The 16,658-nt window shown below is 70.8% G+C and carries 16 protein-coding genes; 11 read left to right on the forward strand and 5 right to left on the reverse strand.

Annotation, left to right across the window (positions count from 1 at the left end; all coding sequences use genetic code 11):
- Window positions 1-436: 436 nt before the first annotated feature.
- The 4 genes from ACFP2T_RS15760 (at window position 437) to ACFP2T_RS15775 (ending at window position 4,193) form a co-directional block, all read left to right on the forward strand.
- Entirely contained in the window at window positions 437-1,717 is a 1,281-nt protein-coding gene (locus ACFP2T_RS15760; protein WP_377422083.1) for a hypothetical protein, read from the forward strand.
- 39 nt (window positions 1,718-1,756) lie between these two features.
- Complete coding sequence (locus ACFP2T_RS15765; RefSeq protein WP_377422085.1) at window positions 1,757-2,470, forward strand: LbetaH domain-containing protein; 714 nt, start codon at window positions 1,757-1,759, stop codon at window positions 2,468-2,470.
- Window positions 2,471-2,584: 114 nt separating this feature from the next.
- Window positions 2,585-2,959: a YciI family protein gene (locus ACFP2T_RS15770; protein ID WP_377422087.1), complete on the forward strand. Its 375-nt coding sequence runs from the start codon at window positions 2,585-2,587 to the stop codon at window positions 2,957-2,959.
- Window positions 2,940-4,193: an RNA polymerase sigma factor gene (locus tag ACFP2T_RS15775; protein ID WP_377422089.1), complete on the forward strand. Its 1,254-nt coding sequence runs from the start codon at window positions 2,940-2,942 to the stop codon at window positions 4,191-4,193. The genes ACFP2T_RS15770 and ACFP2T_RS15775 overlap by 20 nt, the downstream gene beginning before the upstream one ends.
- Window positions 4,194-4,362: 169 nt before the next feature.
- Here the strand turns inward: ACFP2T_RS15775 and ACFP2T_RS15780 are convergent, their stop codons facing one another.
- On the reverse strand, window positions 4,363-4,782 hold the full coding sequence (locus ACFP2T_RS15780) for a YccF domain-containing protein (protein WP_377422091.1): 420 nt from the start codon (window positions 4,780-4,782) through the stop codon (window positions 4,363-4,365).
- 73 nt (window positions 4,783-4,855) lie between these two features.
- A complete protein-coding gene (locus ACFP2T_RS15785; RefSeq protein ID WP_377422093.1) occupies window positions 4,856-5,755 on the reverse strand; it encodes a ribokinase in 900 nt (299 codons plus the stop codon).
- A gap of 77 nt (window positions 5,756-5,832) precedes the next feature.
- Between ACFP2T_RS15785 and ACFP2T_RS15790 the strand changes: the two genes are divergently transcribed.
- Entirely contained in the window at window positions 5,833-6,828 is a 996-nt protein-coding gene (locus ACFP2T_RS15790) for an LLM class flavin-dependent oxidoreductase (RefSeq protein ID WP_377422095.1), read from the forward strand.
- A gap of 34 nt (window positions 6,829-6,862) precedes the next feature.
- On the opposite strand, the gene ACFP2T_RS15795 is transcribed toward ACFP2T_RS15790, so the two are convergent.
- The gene (locus ACFP2T_RS15795) at window positions 6,863-7,777 is read right to left on the reverse strand and encodes an ABC transporter ATP-binding protein (protein ID WP_377422097.1); all 915 of its coding nucleotides are present in this window, start codon (window positions 7,775-7,777) and stop codon (window positions 6,863-6,865) included.
- A 23-nt stretch (window positions 7,778-7,800) separates the two neighbouring features.
- On the opposite strand from ACFP2T_RS15795, the gene ACFP2T_RS15800 reads away from it, so the two are divergent.
- Window positions 7,801-8,820: an ABC transporter ATP-binding protein gene (locus ACFP2T_RS15800; protein ID WP_377422099.1), complete on the forward strand. Its 1,020-nt coding sequence runs from the start codon at window positions 7,801-7,803 to the stop codon at window positions 8,818-8,820.
- Window positions 8,817-9,812, forward strand: coding sequence for an ABC transporter permease subunit (locus tag ACFP2T_RS15805; protein WP_377422101.1), 996 nt, complete (start codon window positions 8,817-8,819; stop codon window positions 9,810-9,812). The genes ACFP2T_RS15800 and ACFP2T_RS15805 overlap by 4 nt, the downstream gene beginning before the upstream one ends.
- Window positions 9,813-9,872: 60 nt before the next feature.
- Here ACFP2T_RS15805 and ACFP2T_RS15810 read toward each other — a convergent pair whose 3' ends face one another.
- Both ACFP2T_RS15810 and ACFP2T_RS15815 read right to left on the reverse strand, forming a co-directional pair.
- Window positions 9,873-11,474, reverse strand: coding sequence for a golvesin C-terminal-like domain-containing protein (locus ACFP2T_RS15810; protein WP_377422103.1), 1,602 nt, complete (start codon window positions 11,472-11,474; stop codon window positions 9,873-9,875).
- A 288-nt stretch (window positions 11,475-11,762) separates the two neighbouring features.
- Complete coding sequence (locus tag ACFP2T_RS15815) at window positions 11,763-12,938, reverse strand: ROK family transcriptional regulator (RefSeq protein ID WP_377422105.1); 1,176 nt, start codon at window positions 12,936-12,938, stop codon at window positions 11,763-11,765.
- 174 nt (window positions 12,939-13,112) lie between these two features.
- Between ACFP2T_RS15815 and ACFP2T_RS15820 the strand changes: the two genes are divergently transcribed.
- From ACFP2T_RS15820 to ACFP2T_RS15835, 4 genes are all read left to right on the forward strand, one after another.
- A complete protein-coding gene (locus ACFP2T_RS15820; RefSeq protein ID WP_377422107.1) occupies window positions 13,113-14,564 on the forward strand; it encodes a glycoside hydrolase family 3 protein in 1,452 nt (483 codons plus the stop codon).
- Between the two features lie 171 nt (window positions 14,565-14,735).
- Complete coding sequence (locus tag ACFP2T_RS15825; protein WP_377422108.1) at window positions 14,736-15,278, forward strand: hypothetical protein; 543 nt, start codon at window positions 14,736-14,738, stop codon at window positions 15,276-15,278.
- Window positions 15,278-15,727: a thiol-disulfide oxidoreductase DCC family protein gene (locus ACFP2T_RS15830; protein WP_377422109.1), complete on the forward strand. Its 450-nt coding sequence runs from the start codon at window positions 15,278-15,280 to the stop codon at window positions 15,725-15,727. Before ACFP2T_RS15825 ends, ACFP2T_RS15830 begins: the two co-directional genes overlap by 1 nt.
- On the forward strand, window positions 15,690-16,439 hold the full coding sequence (locus ACFP2T_RS15835) for a TetR family transcriptional regulator (RefSeq protein ID WP_377422111.1): 750 nt from the start codon (window positions 15,690-15,692) through the stop codon (window positions 16,437-16,439). The genes ACFP2T_RS15830 and ACFP2T_RS15835 overlap by 38 nt, the downstream gene beginning before the upstream one ends.
- Window positions 16,440-16,658 lie beyond the last annotated feature (219 nt).

A 16,658-nucleotide genomic window follows, 5' to 3' on the forward strand; every position in this document is an offset into this window, starting at 1 on the left:
TCCCGACGGCCGACCCCGGTACGTCAGCCGGTCGGCCCGGTGCGACGGTCCGGTAGACCGCTCGGGACGATCGTGACTCGAACCCCGATCACGGGTCGTTTCCGCAGGAAGATCGGATTCGGCACCGCCACCCCCGGCCAGGGAAACGGGCCGACGTCGCCACCGGCCACGATCGGGGCGCCGGCAGTTCGACGATCGGCGCCATGGAGTCGACCCGATACGCGGTGACCCGCCGTTTTCGGCGAACAGCGGGATCCGATCTCCATCGGTCCGCTGGGCAAACTGAGATGGTTTATCGGGAATGCCGTTATCCTCCCTGGCCACCGGCGGGTCCTCAGCCGTCGCGGTTCCCGGAAAAGCCGTCCCGGATGGACGGTTGCCGTATCTGCCTACCCTGAACGGACCGCAAGACATCCCAGGCGAGGACTTCCCGGCCGTGGAGATTTTTCTGTCCCCCCAGAACCCCTTCGGTGCCATTGTCCTGGCGGTCATCGCATCCGCGCTGGTGACACTGGCCCGAGTTTTCCGTCGACCACTCATCCGCTCCGCGCGACGGATCGCGGGTAACCGGCCGCGACTGCTCCGGCTCCTGCGCAACGGCGCGGACCGCGTCTATCCAACCTGGCGGGAGGGCGCGGGATACACCCGGCAGCAGTACGGGCTCCGCTGGCGAATAGCGGAGATACGCAAGCTGCGCAGGCCCCCGGTGGTCATCGCCGGTGGACTCTATCTCGACGTCCACCTGACCCCGGTCGACGTGGAGAACCTCGACGGATCCGAGTACGGCAACCTTGACACGGTCCAGGTCGAGTGCGGCGGCTCCGCATTGTTCATGGGACGGTATCTCTTCGAGCGCTACGGGCTGCGCAGCCACCTCTTCTCCCGGCTCGGCTCCGGCGACCCACTCAGCGACACCCTGTGCAGGCTCCTCGAACAGGAGTCCTGGATCGAGGGATCCGACATCGCGAAGGTGCCCGGCCTGCAATGTGGAGTTTCCGCGCATCTGCTGCGGCGGAATGGCTTCCACACCACCTTCACCCACATGGGCGCGCTGGGCGGCCTGAGATGGGGCCCGATCGCTGCCGGACTCAAGCGGAAGACCCGGCGCGGAGGCGTGCTCTACATCTCCGGCTACTTCCGAACCGACCTCTGCACCGACCTGATCCGGACCCTACAGACGATGCCCCCGAGGGTTCTCGTCTGTGTCGACCACGGCCGGTTCCGCAAGGAGGAGAACCCACGGGCAGCCTCGGCGCTGACCGACGCGTTCGCCGCCGGCCTCGTCGACCTGTACGTCTGCACGTACTCCGAGATCACCGAACTGATGGCGTCCGCGGGCCTGACCGTCGAGGCGCCCGGTCCGGAGGAGACCCTGCCGGAGGAGACGTTGTCGCAGGAGACCCTACCGGCGAAGACCCTGCCGGAGGATATCTTGAAGAACCTGAGGACCTTTGCCGAGGCCCGGAAGCTGCCGCCCGTGACGATCGTGCGCGGCGGAGTGGAATCGCCGCACCCCGGCGCTTACGTAATGTTCGAGGGCAAGGTCGAATTTGTCCGGGCCGACGTCGATCCGCAGGTACCCTACGCCGAGCCGGGCCGGAAGAACGCCTTCAACGCGGCGCTCGTGCACGAACTCGCCGTGGGCCGACCCGACATGGACCTGTCGGAAGCGGTGATGGGTGCGACCCAACGCGCCGTGCAGGCCTGGCTACGGTGAGCTGACCGGCTGCGGTGCGGTGGAGTTGAGAGGAATCGAGTGTTCAGACCAGAGGACTTCTTCGACCTGTCACGCCCGGACGTGCGGGCCGCCTTCGGGTCCGTCGACACCGTGTGGGAGGTCCTGGCGAGGCTGCCCACGCTGACGTCCGAAATGCTGGCCGGCAAGCGGATCATCAAGGGTGAGGTGATGCCCGGTGCCGTGATCGACGACGGCCCGGTCTTCATCGGTGCAGGGGCGTGCCTGGAGCCGGGCGCGTACGTCAAGGGGCCCGCCTGGATCGGCCCCGGCGTGACCATCCGACACGGCGCGTACGTACGCGAACACTGCATCCTGCTGGAGGGCAGCGTGCTCGGGCACGCGAGTGAGGTGAAGGGCTCCCTCTTCCTGCCCGAGGCGAAGGCACCGCACTTTGCCTACGTCGGCGACAGCGTGCTCGGTCAGCGGGTGAACCTCGGCGCGGGCACCAAGATCAGCAACCTTCCCGTCACCTCGGGAGTCGACGCGAACGGACGACGGCGCACCATCGTCGTACCGCTGGACGGGCGCATGGTCGACACCGGACTGCGCAAGTTCGGTGCCGTGCTCGGTGACGACGTCCAGATCGGCTGCAACGCCGTGCTGAACCCGGGCACCCTGATCGGGCCACGGTCGATGGTCTATCCGGCCGCCGTGCTCGGCAAGGGCTACTATCCCCAGGACCTGATGATCAAGCTTCGGCAGTCGACGGAAACCGCTCCCCTCCGCCCCTGACCTGGAACATGTCCGCCCCCTCCCGCATGTCGATCCGACCCGACGTCGTTCGTATAGAACGTAGGAGGCCGCCGGTGCCGTGCCGGCGGGCGAGACAGGACAGGAGGTGTCGCGGTGCCGCAGTACCTGCTCAGCATCTACCAGCCGGACGGTGACCCGCCCCCGGCCGAGGTGCTGGAACCGATCATGAAGAACCTCGCGGCCGTGAACCAGGAGATGAAGTCCGCCGGGGCGTGGGTCTTCGCGGGCGGGCTGCATCCACCGAGCACGGCCACGGTGGTACGGGCCAGGGACGGTGACACGCTGATCACCGACGGCCCGTACATCGAGGGCAGGGAACACCTCGGCGGGTTCACCGTCATCGAGGCAGCCGACCTCGATTCCGCACTGGTCTGGGGCGGCAAGCTCGCCGAGGCGATCGGCCTGCTCCCGATCGAGGTACGGCCGTTGGCGGACGAGGCCGACAGCTGTGACCCCCCGCAGGCCTGACCGGCCCGATCCGGCACCCGCACCCGACCCGGAGATCGAGAGGGTGTTCCGCGCGGAGTACGGGCGCGCGGTCGCCGTCCTGGTCCGCGTCTTCGGCGACATCGACATCGCCGAGGACGCGGTCCAGGACGCGTTCGCGACGGCCGTCCAGCGGTGGCCGTCCAGCGGACCGCCGCCCAGCCCGGCCGGGTGGATCATCACGACCGCCCGCAACCGGGCGATCGACCGCCTCCGTCGGGAGGCGTCCCGCCCGGACCGGCACGCCCAGGCCGCCCTGCTGCACGCCCGCGACCAACCGGCCGAGGAGGGTCCCGTGCACGACGAACGGCTGCGCCTGATCTTCACCTGCTGCCACCCCGCGCTCGCGCCCACTGTCCAGGTCGCCCTGACGCTGCGGCTGCTGGGCGGGCTCACCACGGCGGAGATCGCCCGCGCCTTCCTGGTACCCGAGCCGACGATGGCGCAACGGCTGGTCCGGGCGAAGGGCAAGATCCGGGACGCGCGGATCCCGTACCGGGTTCCGGCCGAGGCCGACCTTCCGGACCGGCTCCGGACCGTACTGGCAGTGGTCTATCTCATCTTCACCGAGGGTCACACGGCCAGCTCGGGCGATCGACTGATCCGCGAGGACCTCTGCGCGGAGGCGATCCGGCTCGGCCGGCTGCTCGCCGAGCTCATGCCGGACGAGCCGGAGGTCCTCGGACTGCTCGCGCTGCTGTTGCTCGTCGAGGCACGCCGGCCCAGCCGGACCACCCCGGACGGTGCCTTCGTCCGCCTGGCGGACCAGGACCGCGCCCGCTGGGACCGGGAACTCGTCGCCGAGGGCCAGGCCCTCGTCCGGCGATGCCTACGGCGCAACCAACCCGGCCCGTACCAGATCCAGGCCGCGATCAACGCCGTGCACAGCGACGCCGCGGACACGGCCGCCACGGACTGGGCACAGGTCCTCCGGCTGTACGACCATCTGCTCACCCTCGCCCCGAGCCCGATGGTGGCGTTGAACCGCGCGATCGTGGTGGCCGAGGTCGACGGGCCGGCAGCGGCACTCGACCTCGTCGACCGGCTCGACCTGACCGGCCACCACCTGTTCCACGCCGTCCGGGCCGATCTGCTCCGCCGGCTCGGCCGCACCACCGAGGCGGTCCGGGCGTACGAGGTGGCCGAGAGCCTGACCCGGAACGCCGTGGAGCGGGACTTCCTCCGGCGCAGCCGCACGGCGCTGACCTCGGCGTGACCGGGCCGGACCAGGGCGGGTGCTGAGCCGGATAGCGGCAGGCCGAGCCGGATGGAGGCAGGCCGAGCCGGATGGAGGCAGGCCGAGCCGGATGGAGCAGGCCGAGCCGGATGGAGGCAGGCCGAGCCGGATGGAGGCAGGCCGAGCCGGACCGGGAGCGGTGCCGCCGTCAGCCGGCCTGGGCGGCGGCCGTACCGGGACGCCGGAGATCGTCGACCTCCACCACCTCGCGACCGAGCGGCCAGAACGCGGCCGGCACCAGCTTGAAGTTGGCGACACCGAACGGAATCCCGATGATCGTCAGACAGAGCGTGACCCCGGCGACGAGATGCATGAGCGCGAGCCACCAGCCGGCCAGCACCACCCAGAGCACGTTGGCCAGGCCCGAGCCGAGTCCGGCACCGGGCTTGACCACCAGGGTCCGCCCGAACGGCCACAGCGAGTAGTACGCCAACCGGAGTGCGGCGATCCCGAACGGGATGGTCACGATGAACACGAAGCAGATCAACGCCGCTATCCCGTACCCGATGGCGAGCGCGATACCACTGCCGAAGATCAGCCAGAGCAGGTTGAGCACGAATCGCACCATGCCGTCATGGTGCGCCCCCCGATCAACCCGTTGGGTCGGAACGGATCGAGACACTCGCCCACCCGAGGTACCCTCAGACGTCAGGAACGTAGAGGGCGTCGATCTCGGCCCGGCGCGGAAGCGCGACCGAGGCCCCGAGCCGCCGGGCGCAGGCCGCGCCGGCCGCGCTCGCCCAGCGGACCGCGTCGACCAGTTCCCGCCCCTCGCCCCAGGCCACCGCCAGCGCACCGGTGAACGCGTCACCGGCCGCCGTCGAGTCGACCAGGTCGACCCTGACCGGGGGCACGTGCGTCGCGGTGCCGTCCCGATCGCCGTACCAGGCACCGTGCCGGCCCAGGGTCATCACCGCACGGGGCACGACGCCGAGCAGCGCGCCCGGGTCCTCCCGGCCGCGTCCGGTGATCGCCCGTGCCTCGGCCTCGTTGACCACCAACAGGTCGACCGAGTCGAGCAGTTCGGCCGGTACCGGCTGGGCCGGGGCCGCGTTGAGCAGCACGCGGGTGCCGGCGGCACGGGCCGCACGGGCCGCCTCGGTCACCGTGGCGACCGGAATCTCCAGCTGTGCCACCAGAACATCGGCGTCCCGTACGGCGGTCAGCTCGCTCTCGATCAGCCCGGTGAAGGCGGAGTTGGCGGCCGGGGTGACCACGATGGTGTTCTCCCCCTCGGCATCGACAGTGACAACCGCCACTCCGGAGGCCCCGTACACCATCCGGACCCGCTCCGTGTCCACCCCGGCGGCGGCGATCCGGGCCCTGAGGGTGACGCCGAACGAATCCGAGCCGATCGCGCCGAGCAGGGCGCCGTCGGCACCCGCCCGGGTGGCCGCGATCGCCTGGTTGGCACCCTTGCCACCGGCGACCATCACGAAGTCGGTGCCGAAGACCGTCTCACCCGGCTTCGGCAGGACGTCGGTGGTGACGACGAGGTCCATGTTGGCGCTGCCCATGACAACGACCCGTGGCCGGTTCACCGGCGGCACCTCCCGATTCGGCGACTGCCCGAGTCTAGAGCGGGCCGTTGTCGGCGTCTTCTGGCAGGCTGCCAGACATGGGACAGATGCCGATCGGCGTGATGTACCGGTGCGACACCGCTCCGGAGCAGTTACCGGCGTACGCCCGGCTGGTGGAACGGCTGGGCTACGACGAGCTGTGGGTGGTGGAGGACTGCTTCTTCGGCGGCGCGGTCTCCAGCGCCGCCGTGGCGGCCGCGGTGACCGACAAACTGAAGATCGGCATCGGCATCCTGCCGGCGGCGTTCCGCAATCCCGCGCTGGCCGCCATGGAGCTGGCCAACCTCGCCCGGCTCTTCCCGGGCCGGATCCTGCCCGGCTTCGGCCACGGCATGGCGGACTGGGTCCGGCAGGTCGGCGCCGACCACCCCTCGCCGCTGGCGGTGCTCGGCGAGACCGTGGCGGCGGTACGCGCGCTGCTCGCCGGTGAGAAGGTCACCGTCGCCGGTCGGTACGCCCAACTCGCCGAGGTCACGCTGGAGTACCCACCGGACCCACCGCCCCCGATCTCGACCGGCGTACGCGGCGAGAAGTCGCTGCGGCTCTCCGGGCGGGTGGCCGACGGCACGATCCTGGCCGAGGGCGCCAGTCCGGCCTACGTCCGCTGGGCCCGGGGGCTGATCGACGAAGGCCGCCGGGCGGCCGGCCGTACCGATGACCACCGGCTCACCGTCTACGCGCACCTGGACTTCGACGACGCCCGGGCCAGCGCCCGCCGGGAGTTCGCCGCCCAGCTCTCCGGCGGCTGGGCGCTCCCACCGTCGGACGCCGACCTGGCCGACGAGATCGCCAACCTGCTGGCCCGCTCGTCCGGCGCCGGCGCGCTGGCCGAGGCCCTGCCCGAGCACTACCTCGACCGGTTCACCGCGGCCGGCAGCGCCGAGCAGTGCGCGGCATCGGTGACCCGGCTGTGGGAGGCAAGCGCGGACGCCGTGGTCTTCGTTCCGCCCCGCGACGACCAGTTCGCGGTCGCCCAGGTCACCCTCGCGGCCGAGACGCTGCTCCCGATGCTCCGCGCCGCGACGAGCCGCTGACGGGGCTCAGGCGGTTCGGGCCGCTCGACAGGGCTCAGGCGGCTCGGGCCGTGAAGCGGCCACCCGCCCGATCCACCACCAGCGGCACACCGAAGGTCTTGGAGAGGTACTCGCCGGTGACCGTCTCGGCTAGCCGCCCCTGTGCCACGATGCCGCCCTCACGCAGCAGCAGGGCATGGGTGAAGCCCGGCGGGATCTCCTCGACATGGTGGGTGACCAGCACCAGCGCCGGGGCGTCCGGGTCCTGGGCCAGTCCCGCGAGCCGGGCCACCAGGTCCTCGCGACCACCCAGGTCGAGCCCGGCCGCCGGCTCGTCGAGCAGCAGCAGCTCCGGGTCGGTCATCAGCGCCCTGGCGATCTGCGTCCGCTTACGCTCGCCCTCCGACAGCGTTCCGTAGCGACGATCGGCCAACGACACGACACCGAGCTGGGCGAGCAGGCTCCGGGCCCGCGCCTCGTCCATCTCGTCGTACTGCTCCCGCCACCGGCCCACCACCGACCAGGCCGCGGTCAGCACCACGTCCCGGACCCGCTCGTCGGCCGGGATCCGCTCGGCCAGCGCCGCGGTGGTCAACCCGATCCGGGTACGCAGCTCGGCCAGATCGGTGCGCCCGATCCGCTCCCCGAGCGCGTGCACCACACCCGTGGTCGGATGCAGCCGCCCGGACGCCAGGTTGAGCAACGTCGTCTTGCCCGCACCGTTCGGCCCGAGCACCACCCACCGCTCGTCCGGTCGCACCCGCCACGTCACGTCGTGCAACAGTGCGGTGCCGGATCGCAGCACACCGACCCTGTTGAGGTCGATCACCGCGTCCGGGTCGGATGCTTGGGGTGGGCCGGCATCGGCGGCGACAGAAACCGGATCATCACGCACTCGCCCATCCAACCACGCAGCGCCGCGTCCCCCGCGAGCGCCGTCCGGGCCGTAGGGTGATGCGCCGTGTTCCATATCACGTAGCCGGAGGTGGTGCCGTGCCCGCGGTGATCGAGATCGACGGCCTGCGCAAGACGTTCACGAATTTTCGTCGTGGTCGCCGCGTCGCCCTGGACGGCTTCGACATGCTTGTCGAACCGGGCCAGGTGCACGGCTTCCTCGGCCCGAACGGTTCCGGCAAGACCACGACCCTGCGTACGCTGCTCGGCCTGGTCCGGGCGGACAGCGGCCGGATGGCGCTGTTCGGCCTGCCGACACCGCACGCGTTGCCGGCCGTGGCCAGCCGGTTCGGCGCCATCGTGGAGAGCCCGCAGTTCTTCGGCAACTTCACCGGCCGGCGCACCCTGCGGCTGCTCGCTGTCGCCGGCGGAGTGCCGTCGACCCGGGTCGACGAGGTGCTGACGCAGGTCGGGCTCCGTGACCGGGCCGACGAGCGGGTGAAGGCGTACTCGCTGGGCATGAAACAGCGGCTCGCGGTGGCCTCCGCGCTCCTCAGACAACCCGAGTTGCTGATCCTCGACGAGCCGGCCAACGGGCTGGACCCGGCCGGCATCCGGGAGATGCGGGACCTGATGCGCGGGCTCGCCGCCGCCGGCGTCACCGTGCTGGTCTCCAGCCACATCCTGGCCGAGATCCAGCAGACATGTGACCACGTGACGATCATCTCCCGCGGCCGGCGGGTGGCCGCCGGGCCGGTCGAGTCGGTGCTGGCCGGCTTCGACAAGGGCGAGTTCCGGGTCCGGGTCGCCGAGCAGAGCCGGGCTGCCGAGATCATCCAGGCTGCCGGTCTCACGGTCACCGCCCATCCGGACCATCTGGTGGTGGCCGGCGTCGACGATCCGGCCCGGATCAGCGAGGTCCTCGGCGAGCAGGGCCTCTGGCTGCGTGAGCTGACCCCGCTCACCCCGGATCTGGAGAGTGTCTTCCTGGAACTCACCGACACCCGACCGCGGGCCGGCGTACCGCGTCAGGTCGACGAGTCGGTGCTGCCCGCCGCCACCCGCGACGATGCCCGACAGATCACCGTCGCTGTCGACGACGAGGAGGCACGGTCGTGAACCTGGTACGCGCCGAGATCGGCCGGTTGGCTGCCCGTCGCTTCGTACAGTTGATGCTGGTGCTGCTGGTCACCGCGTTCGGCATCACCGTCGCCACCACGCTGGCCGGCTCGCACCAGCCTGGCGCCGCCGAGTTGCAGAAGGCCGAGGCCTGGGCCGAGCAGCAGCGGGAGGACGTCCGGGCCTGGTACGCCAGATGTATCGCCGACCAGCCCGCCGGCCCCGGAACCGGAACCCGCTACCGGGGCAACTGCGAGGATCTCGACCCGGCACAGGTCGACGCGTCGGACTACCTCTCCGGGGTTTTCGTCTTCGACCGCCAGATCCTGGACCTGGTCTACTTCCTCGTCGGCTTCCTCTGCCTCTTCGGCTTCCTGGTCGGCGCGTCCTACATCGGCGCGGACCTCACCTCGGGTGGGATGACGAATCTACTGCTGTGGCGACCCCAGCGGATGGTCGTGCTCGGCACGAAGCTGGGCACGCTGCTGGCCGGCGTACTGGCGGTGGCGGTCGTCGCCTCGGTCGTCTACATCGGTGCGTTCCGACTGATCGCGGAGTTCCGAGGCATGCCCGGCACTCCGAACGCCACGTTCTGGACCGACCTGTCGATGACCCTCGTCCGCGGGCTGCTGCTGGTGCTGATGGTGACCGCGCTGGGCTTCGCCGTGGCCACACTGGGTCGGCACACCTCGGCGGCGCTCGGCGTGGCCGCCGCGTACGCCGTGGTGTGGGAGGCGGGTGGCCGGATCGTGATGGGCATCGTCGACGTCGCGCGGCCGGACCAGTTGATGCTACTCAGCTACGTCGCCGCCTGGGTGACCGGCGACATCCGGCTGTACGCCATGGACGGCTGTGTCCAACAGGCCACGACCGGGTCCTGCGACCCGTCGTACACGATTCTCTGGCCGGCCGGACTGGCCGTGCTGCTCGCCCTGGTGGTCGTGACGGTCGGCGCCGCCTTCACCGCGTTCCACCGGCGCGATCTCGCCTGAGGTGTTAGGAAGGGCCCCTTCTTATACAAAAAACGATAAGAAGGGGCCCTTCCTTACAGGTCAGACTCGGCTGATCCGGATCGCGTCCGCGATCACCAGGCCGATGCCGCCGGTCCAGCGGCTCACGCCCACCTTGTTGGCGTCACCGGCGGCGAGGGTGAAGGTGCCCAGGTTGCGCCAGGCACCGCCGCCGGAGCGTTGGTCGACGTAGACGGTCTGGTTACCGCTCGGGGTGACGATGATGTACGGCGCGGAACTGTTGTAACCCGGGTCGTCCGGGTACCAGGCCTCGACCCGGTAGCTGGCGGTCTCCGGGATGTTCACCTTGTACCAGGCGGGGTCGCTCGACTCCACCGTTTCGGCGAACCGGTAGTCGACGCCGTTCTTCTGCGAGGAGTACGTCGAGGTGCCCCAGTTCGCGCTCGCGGTGAACCGGCCCGACGTGCTGTTGTCCACGGTGGTCGTCCAGCCGGTGGGCGGCGGAGTGGTCGTACCGGTGACCAGCTGCATGTAGTAGGTCCAGTTCCAGTACGGTCCCGGATCGGTGTGGGTGGCGCCGGGTACCTGGTTGTGCCCGATGATCCGGGACCGGTCCTTCGGGATGCCGTACCGGTCGCAGAGGTGCCGGGTCAACGCCGCCGAGGACCGGTACATCGCGTCGGTGAACCAGGACGCCTGGGTGACGTAGCCCTCGTGCTCGATGCCGATCGACTGGGTGTTGTAGGTCCAGTTGCCGGCGTGCCAGCCGATGTCCTTCTCCCGTACCGACTGGGTCACCGCGCCGTCCGAGGAGCGGACCGTGTAGTGCGCGCTGACCTGCGAGGCCGGGTTCTGGAACCAGCTGATGGTGCCGGCGTACGACCCCTGGGTCACGTGGATGACCACGTAGTTGATCGGGTACGACGACTCGCGGCTGGACACCGTGTAGTTGGCCGAGTGCGCCGGCGCCCAGGCGGCGGGACCGTAGTCGGTGCTCATGATGCCGACCCCGTCGGAGGTGCCGAGCGGGGCGACGCCGGCCAGGGCACCCCGGTTCGGGGCGACCTTGCGGGGCGCGACCCGTACCGCACCGTCCGCCGTGCCGGCGTTGATGCCGGTACCGATCATCTCGTAGACGGTGTCGGCGTAGAGCCGGGCGACGGCCGGGGTGCTGGATCCGCCGTACCGGACGACCGGGCCGTACCACTGGTTGATGTCGGCCCGCTGTGCCGCCGTGAGCCCGGCGGCATCGGCGTACGACCGCAGCACGGCGGCGGCCCCGGTGACGTTGGCGGTGGAGTCGGTGCGCAGCGCGTCCCGGTCCAGGCCGGTCAGCGCGGCGGCCTCGTCCAGGGTACGCAGCTTCGGATTGCTGGTCAGGTGCATGGCGCCGTAGCCGCCGGACGCGCTCGGGGCCCCGGCGTGGCCGTCGAGGCGGGTCTCCGAGTAGCCGAGCGCGACGAGCAGGTCACGTGGTACGCCGTACCTGGCTGCTGCCGTGTCGAAGGCTCGGGCGAGCGGCCCGGCCTCGGCGAGTGCACCGGTCGCGGCGTCGGCCGGTGCGTCGACGGAGCGGAACTGCCCGGCCATTGCGGGTTGGCCGGTCAGGCCGATGGCGAGGGACACGATCAGGGTGGCGCCGAGCAGATGGCTCGGGCGCGGTTGGGGGTACCGAACGGTCACCGTCACTCCTCCCCAGAGGATGGACGTCCCGGATGGGGGACGCCGGGTGGCCGTACCGTATAGCCTCAACTTCGTCTATGTCGAGACCTTCCACTGAACTGATAGTTAATGAAAGATATCTACATGACTGGCCGACGAGAGCCACCGCGCGCTTCGACGGAGCCCGGCCCGGCCGAGCGGTCGATCGCCAGATCAGCCCGGCGAGCCGCCGTCGGGTCAGCCCGGCGAGCGACCGGCGGGTCAGCCCGGCGAGCCGTCGTCGGGTCGGCCGAGCGAACGGGCGTCGGGTCAGCCCAGCGTGGAGCCGAAGACCTCGTCCCGGACCGCGTCCAGTGCGACCCGGAGGGCGCCGCGCAACACCGGTTCCTCGGTCAACTCGGTGGGCACCACCCGGGGGGTGACGAGCGTGATGGCGGCAACCTCGTGCTGCACCCGTTCGGCCAGCGCGGTGCCGCCGGCCTGACCGACCTCGCCGGCCAGCACCACCAGCGGCGGGTCCAGCACCACGCAACTGCTGGCAACTCCGAGCGCGAGCCGCCGGGCGACCTCGTCGAGCACCGGCCCGCCGGCCGTACCCGCCGCGATCGCGGCCCGGAGCGCGTCCGCCGCCGAGGCGGACCGGAAGCCGTGTTCCCGGGCCACCGCCCGGACCGCGTCGGAGCCGGCCAACTGCCCGAACGCCGGCTTCGCCCGCCGGGAGGCGTCCCGCGGAATGGGCGCCCCGGGCACCGGCAGATAGCCGATCTCGCCGGCCGCGCCGGTGCTGCCGTGGTGCAGCCGGCCGTTCAGCACGATGGCCAGACCGATACCGACCCCCAGCCAGACCAGTACGAAGTCGTCCACCCCCCGGGCCGCACCGGACTCGGCCTCGGCGACCGCGGCCAGGTTGACGTCGTTCTCGAAGACCACCGGCGTGTGCAGGTCCTCCCGCAGCGCGGCCAGCAGGCCCCGGTGCCAGCGCGGCAGGTTGAACGCGAAGGTGATGTCCCCGGTGGCCGGGTCGACCAGGCCGGGCGTGCCGAGCACCACCCGTCGTACGGTGGTCAGCTGGGCGTGCGCCTCGCTCGCCGCCCGCACCACCGCGTTGTGCACGACGCCGACCGGATCGTCGGTGTCCCGGGTGGACTGCTCCACCCGGCCGATCACCTCGCCGGTGATGTCGGCACAGGCCGCGACCACCCGGTCCGGCCCGACGTCGACGCCGACCACGTGCGCGGTTCCCGGTCGGACGGCGTAGAGCTGTGCGTTGGGACCGCGTCCGCCAGCCTGCTCGCCGACCCGGGTCACCAGACCGCGCTCTTCCAGCCGTTCCACCAGTTGGGAAGCGGTGACCTTGGACAGCCCGGTCAACTCACCCAGCTGCGCACGGGTGAGCGGCCCTCGCGCGAGCAGCAGCTCCAGTGCCGCCCGGTCGTTGAGCGCGCGGAGCAGGCGGGGTGTACCAGGTAGCCGGGTGCTGGCCATGCATTATCCCTTGTTTAAGAAACTTTCTTAATAGCTAGGCTAACCTTCAGAGGAGTAGCCGTAGCGTAATGGGCCGGCGAGTCCGGAGTGCTAAGCCGATCCGGTACCGCTTGGCCGCGAGTTGGTCCGCCCCGGTGCGACACTCGGACCGGGGAAAGCGCCGAAGGGGGAAGCGTGCCGACCGATCCAGGACTTCGCCGACTGGCGCTGGGCACACTGCTGGCCGCGTTCCCGGGCACCACGCCGCCCGGCTGGGCGCTCGACCTGACCGCCGAGGGGCTGGCCGGACACACCCTGTTCGGCCGGAACATCGACCATCCGGACCAGGTCGCCACCGCCACCGCCGCGCTGCGCGAGGCCCGGCCGGACGTACTCGTCGCGATCGACGAGGAGGGCGGCGACGTCACCCGGCTGGCGCACGCCACCGGCAGCCCGTACCCCGGCAACGCGGCCCTCGGCGCCGTGCACGACGTCGCGCTGACCCGGCGGGTCTACCACGCGATCGGCAACGAACTCGCGGCCGTCGGCGTCAACGTCGACCTCGCGCCCACCGTCGACGTCAACACCGCCGACGACAATCCGATCATCGGCACCCGGGCCTTCGGCGCCGACCCGCTCCGGGTCGCCGCGCACGCCGGGGCCGCCGTCGAAGGGCTACAGGCGGCCGGGGTGGCCGCGTGCGCGAAACACTTTCCCGGACACGGTGCCACCATCGCCGACTCGCACCTCGAACTGCCCACCGTGGACGTACCCCTGGACCTGCTGCGGGAACGCGACCTGCCGCCCTTCGCGGCGGCGATCGCCGCGGACACCAAGGCGATCATGACCGCGCACATCCGGGTACCCGCGCTCACCGGGGACGCCCCGGCCACGTTCAGCCGCGCCGTCCTGGTCGACCTGCTCCGTGGCGAGTACGGCTTCACCGGCGTCGTGCTGACCGACGCGCTGGAGATGAAGGGCGCCGCGGTGGCCGCCGGTGGAATCGGTCCGGCGGCCGTCCGGGCCCTGGCCGGCGGCGCCGACCTGCTCTGCATCGGTGCCCAGGTCGACGCCGAACTGGTCGAGTTGGTGGTCGCCGAGATCGTGGCCGCGCTCCGCGACGGCCGCCTCGACCTGACCCGGGTCGAGCAGGCCGCCGGACGGACCGCCACCCTCGCCGCCTGGACCCGGGCCGCCGCGCCGGTCCGGGTGGCCGGCACGGATCTCGGGTACGCCGCCGCGCGCCGCGCCGTCCAGGTCGAGGGAATCCTCAGCGGAGGAGACACCCCGCTCGTCGTGCAACTCTTCGCCACCTCGACCATCGCCGAGGGACGCGTGCCATGGGGACTCGGGCCACACCTGGGCGGCGCCGAACAACTCCGGGTCGTGGCCGCCGAGACCGACGCCGAGACGTTGCGGTCACGGGCCGCCGGACGGCCGATCGTGCTGGTCGGGCGGCACCTGCACCGGTTGCCGGGCGGCCCCGAACTGGTCGAGACCCTGGCCGGAAGCCATCCGGTGACCGTGGTCGAGATGGGCTGGCCGTCGCGCTGGCGTCCGAACGGCGTACGGGCCTTCGTGACGACGTACGGCGCCAGCCACGCCAACGGCCGGGCCGCCGCCGAACTCCTCGGCCTGACGTCCTGACTCCTGACCTCCTGAGCTCCTGAGCTCCTGAGCTCCTGACCTCCTGACCTCCTGAACCGCACTGACCGTCCTATGTGGTAACGGCGTGACCGACGTCTCTTGAACGCGTTCAAGGTCTGTCCTACGCTCAGGTCGACCGCAACTTGAACACGTTCAGAAAGGACGTGAGCGGTGGAGATCAAAGTTTGGATGTACCTCGTCTACCTGGTCATCAGCATCGGACTCACCATCTGGGTAGCCAGCACGCTCTCCCGCAATGGCCTGGTCTTCCTGGAGGAGGTCTTCGAGGACAACCGGCTCGCCCGCGCCGTCAACAGCCTGCTGGTGGTCGGCTTCTATCTGCTCAACCTCGGCTACGTGTCGGTCGCGATGAAGCACGGCGGCGGGGTGCACACGGTCAGCCAGGCCATGGAGGAGCTGTCCAAGAAGATCGGTCTGGTGCTGCTCGTACTCGGGGCGCTGCACTTCTTCAACGTCTTCGCGCTGAACCGCTACCGGCGCGGACGACAGCGCCAGCTCGCCACCCATCCTCCGCTGCCGCCCGCCGGCCGACTACCGATGGCCGCACCGGTCGGGGCGATGGCCGGACAGCAGGCGATGGGTTCGAGCGGGTACCCGGCGATGGCACCCGGTAGCGGGCAGCCGGCACCGCCGCCGGGCAACCAGCCGCCGACCGCCCCGCCCGGACGCTCCGGTCCTCCCCCTCGTCCGTGATGGGCGAGCCGCGTACCGCCGATCCCACCGGGCACGGGGCCGGTGGGATCGGCTCGCTCACCGTGCTGTACGACCAGCACTGCCCGGTGTGCCGAGCCGCGCGGCGCTGGCTGGAGTCGCGGCCGCAGCTCGTACCGCTGGGTTTCGTGCCGGCCGGGTCGGCAACGGCCCGGCAGCGGTTCCCGGGCCTGGACCACTCGGCGACCCTGCGGGACATCACCGTCATCGCCGACACCGGCGAGGTGTACGTCGGCGACGGTGCCTGGCTGGCCTGTCTCTGGGCCCTGCACGGGTACCGGGGACTGGCCGACCGGTTGGCCCAGCCGCACCTGCTGCCGGTGGCCCGCCGGGTGATCGCCGCGGCGGCGGCGCTTCGGGAGCAGACCTCCGGCCCGGGATACCGTAGCCAGGATGAGCGACCAGACTGCGCCGACGACCACTGCGGGTGAGCCGACGGCAGCAGCCGCCCCTGCTTCGGGGCCGGTCGTCGGTGCGGCCGAACCGACCCGGGCGCGGGGCGAGCAGACCCGACAGCTCATCCTGGAGACCGCGCTGCGACTGTTCCGCGAACGCGGGTACGCCCAGACGACGATGCGGGGAATCGCCAAGGAGGCCGGGGTGGCAGTGGGCAACGCCTACTACTACTTCGAGTCGAAGGAGCACCTGATCCAGGAGTTCTATCGACGTACCCAGGCCGAACACCTGGCCAGGGCCGCCACCCCGCTGGCGGCGGAAACCGACTTCGCCGCACGGCTGCGCGCGGTGCTGCACGCCGGGATCGACGTACTCGGCCCGTCGCATGCCTTCGCCGCCACCTTCTTCAAGACCGCCGCCGAACCGACGTCGCCGCTCAGTCCGTTCTCGGCGCAATCGTCCGAGGCGCGATCCGACGCGATCGGGCTGTTCAGCGAGGTACTGGAGGGTTCCCGGGCGAAGGTCGACCCGGAACTCCGTCCGGACCTGCCGGAACTGCTGTGGCTGGCGTACCTCGGGGTGATTCTTTACTGGGTGCACGACCGCTCGCCGGACCAGGCGAAGACACGTCTGCTGATCGACGGGGCGGTGCCGCTCATCGATCGGCTGGTGGCCCTCTCCCGGCTCCGGGTGTTGCGGCCGATCACCGCGCAGGCGATTCAGCTGATCAAAATCCTGCGTCACTAGACGGTCTCGACGGATCCGCCGTCAGGGGATTGCCTATCGCGATCATTAATGCGTCAAATCCACCAAACGGCCAATTTGGACGAGGCACCCGCACGCTTGTCGGCGAGGGCGGAGATACGTAGCGTTACCGATACCGGTGGCGCCGCCCGGAGATGTCACCGCCCGGGGACGTTGTCGCCTAGGGAACGTCGCCACCTGGATCTCGGCCTGGGAGAGGAC

Source organism: Plantactinospora solaniradicis, from assembly GCF_042658085.1.
Taxonomy (GTDB): Bacteria; Actinomycetota; Actinomycetes; order Mycobacteriales; family Micromonosporaceae; genus Plantactinospora; species Plantactinospora solaniradicis.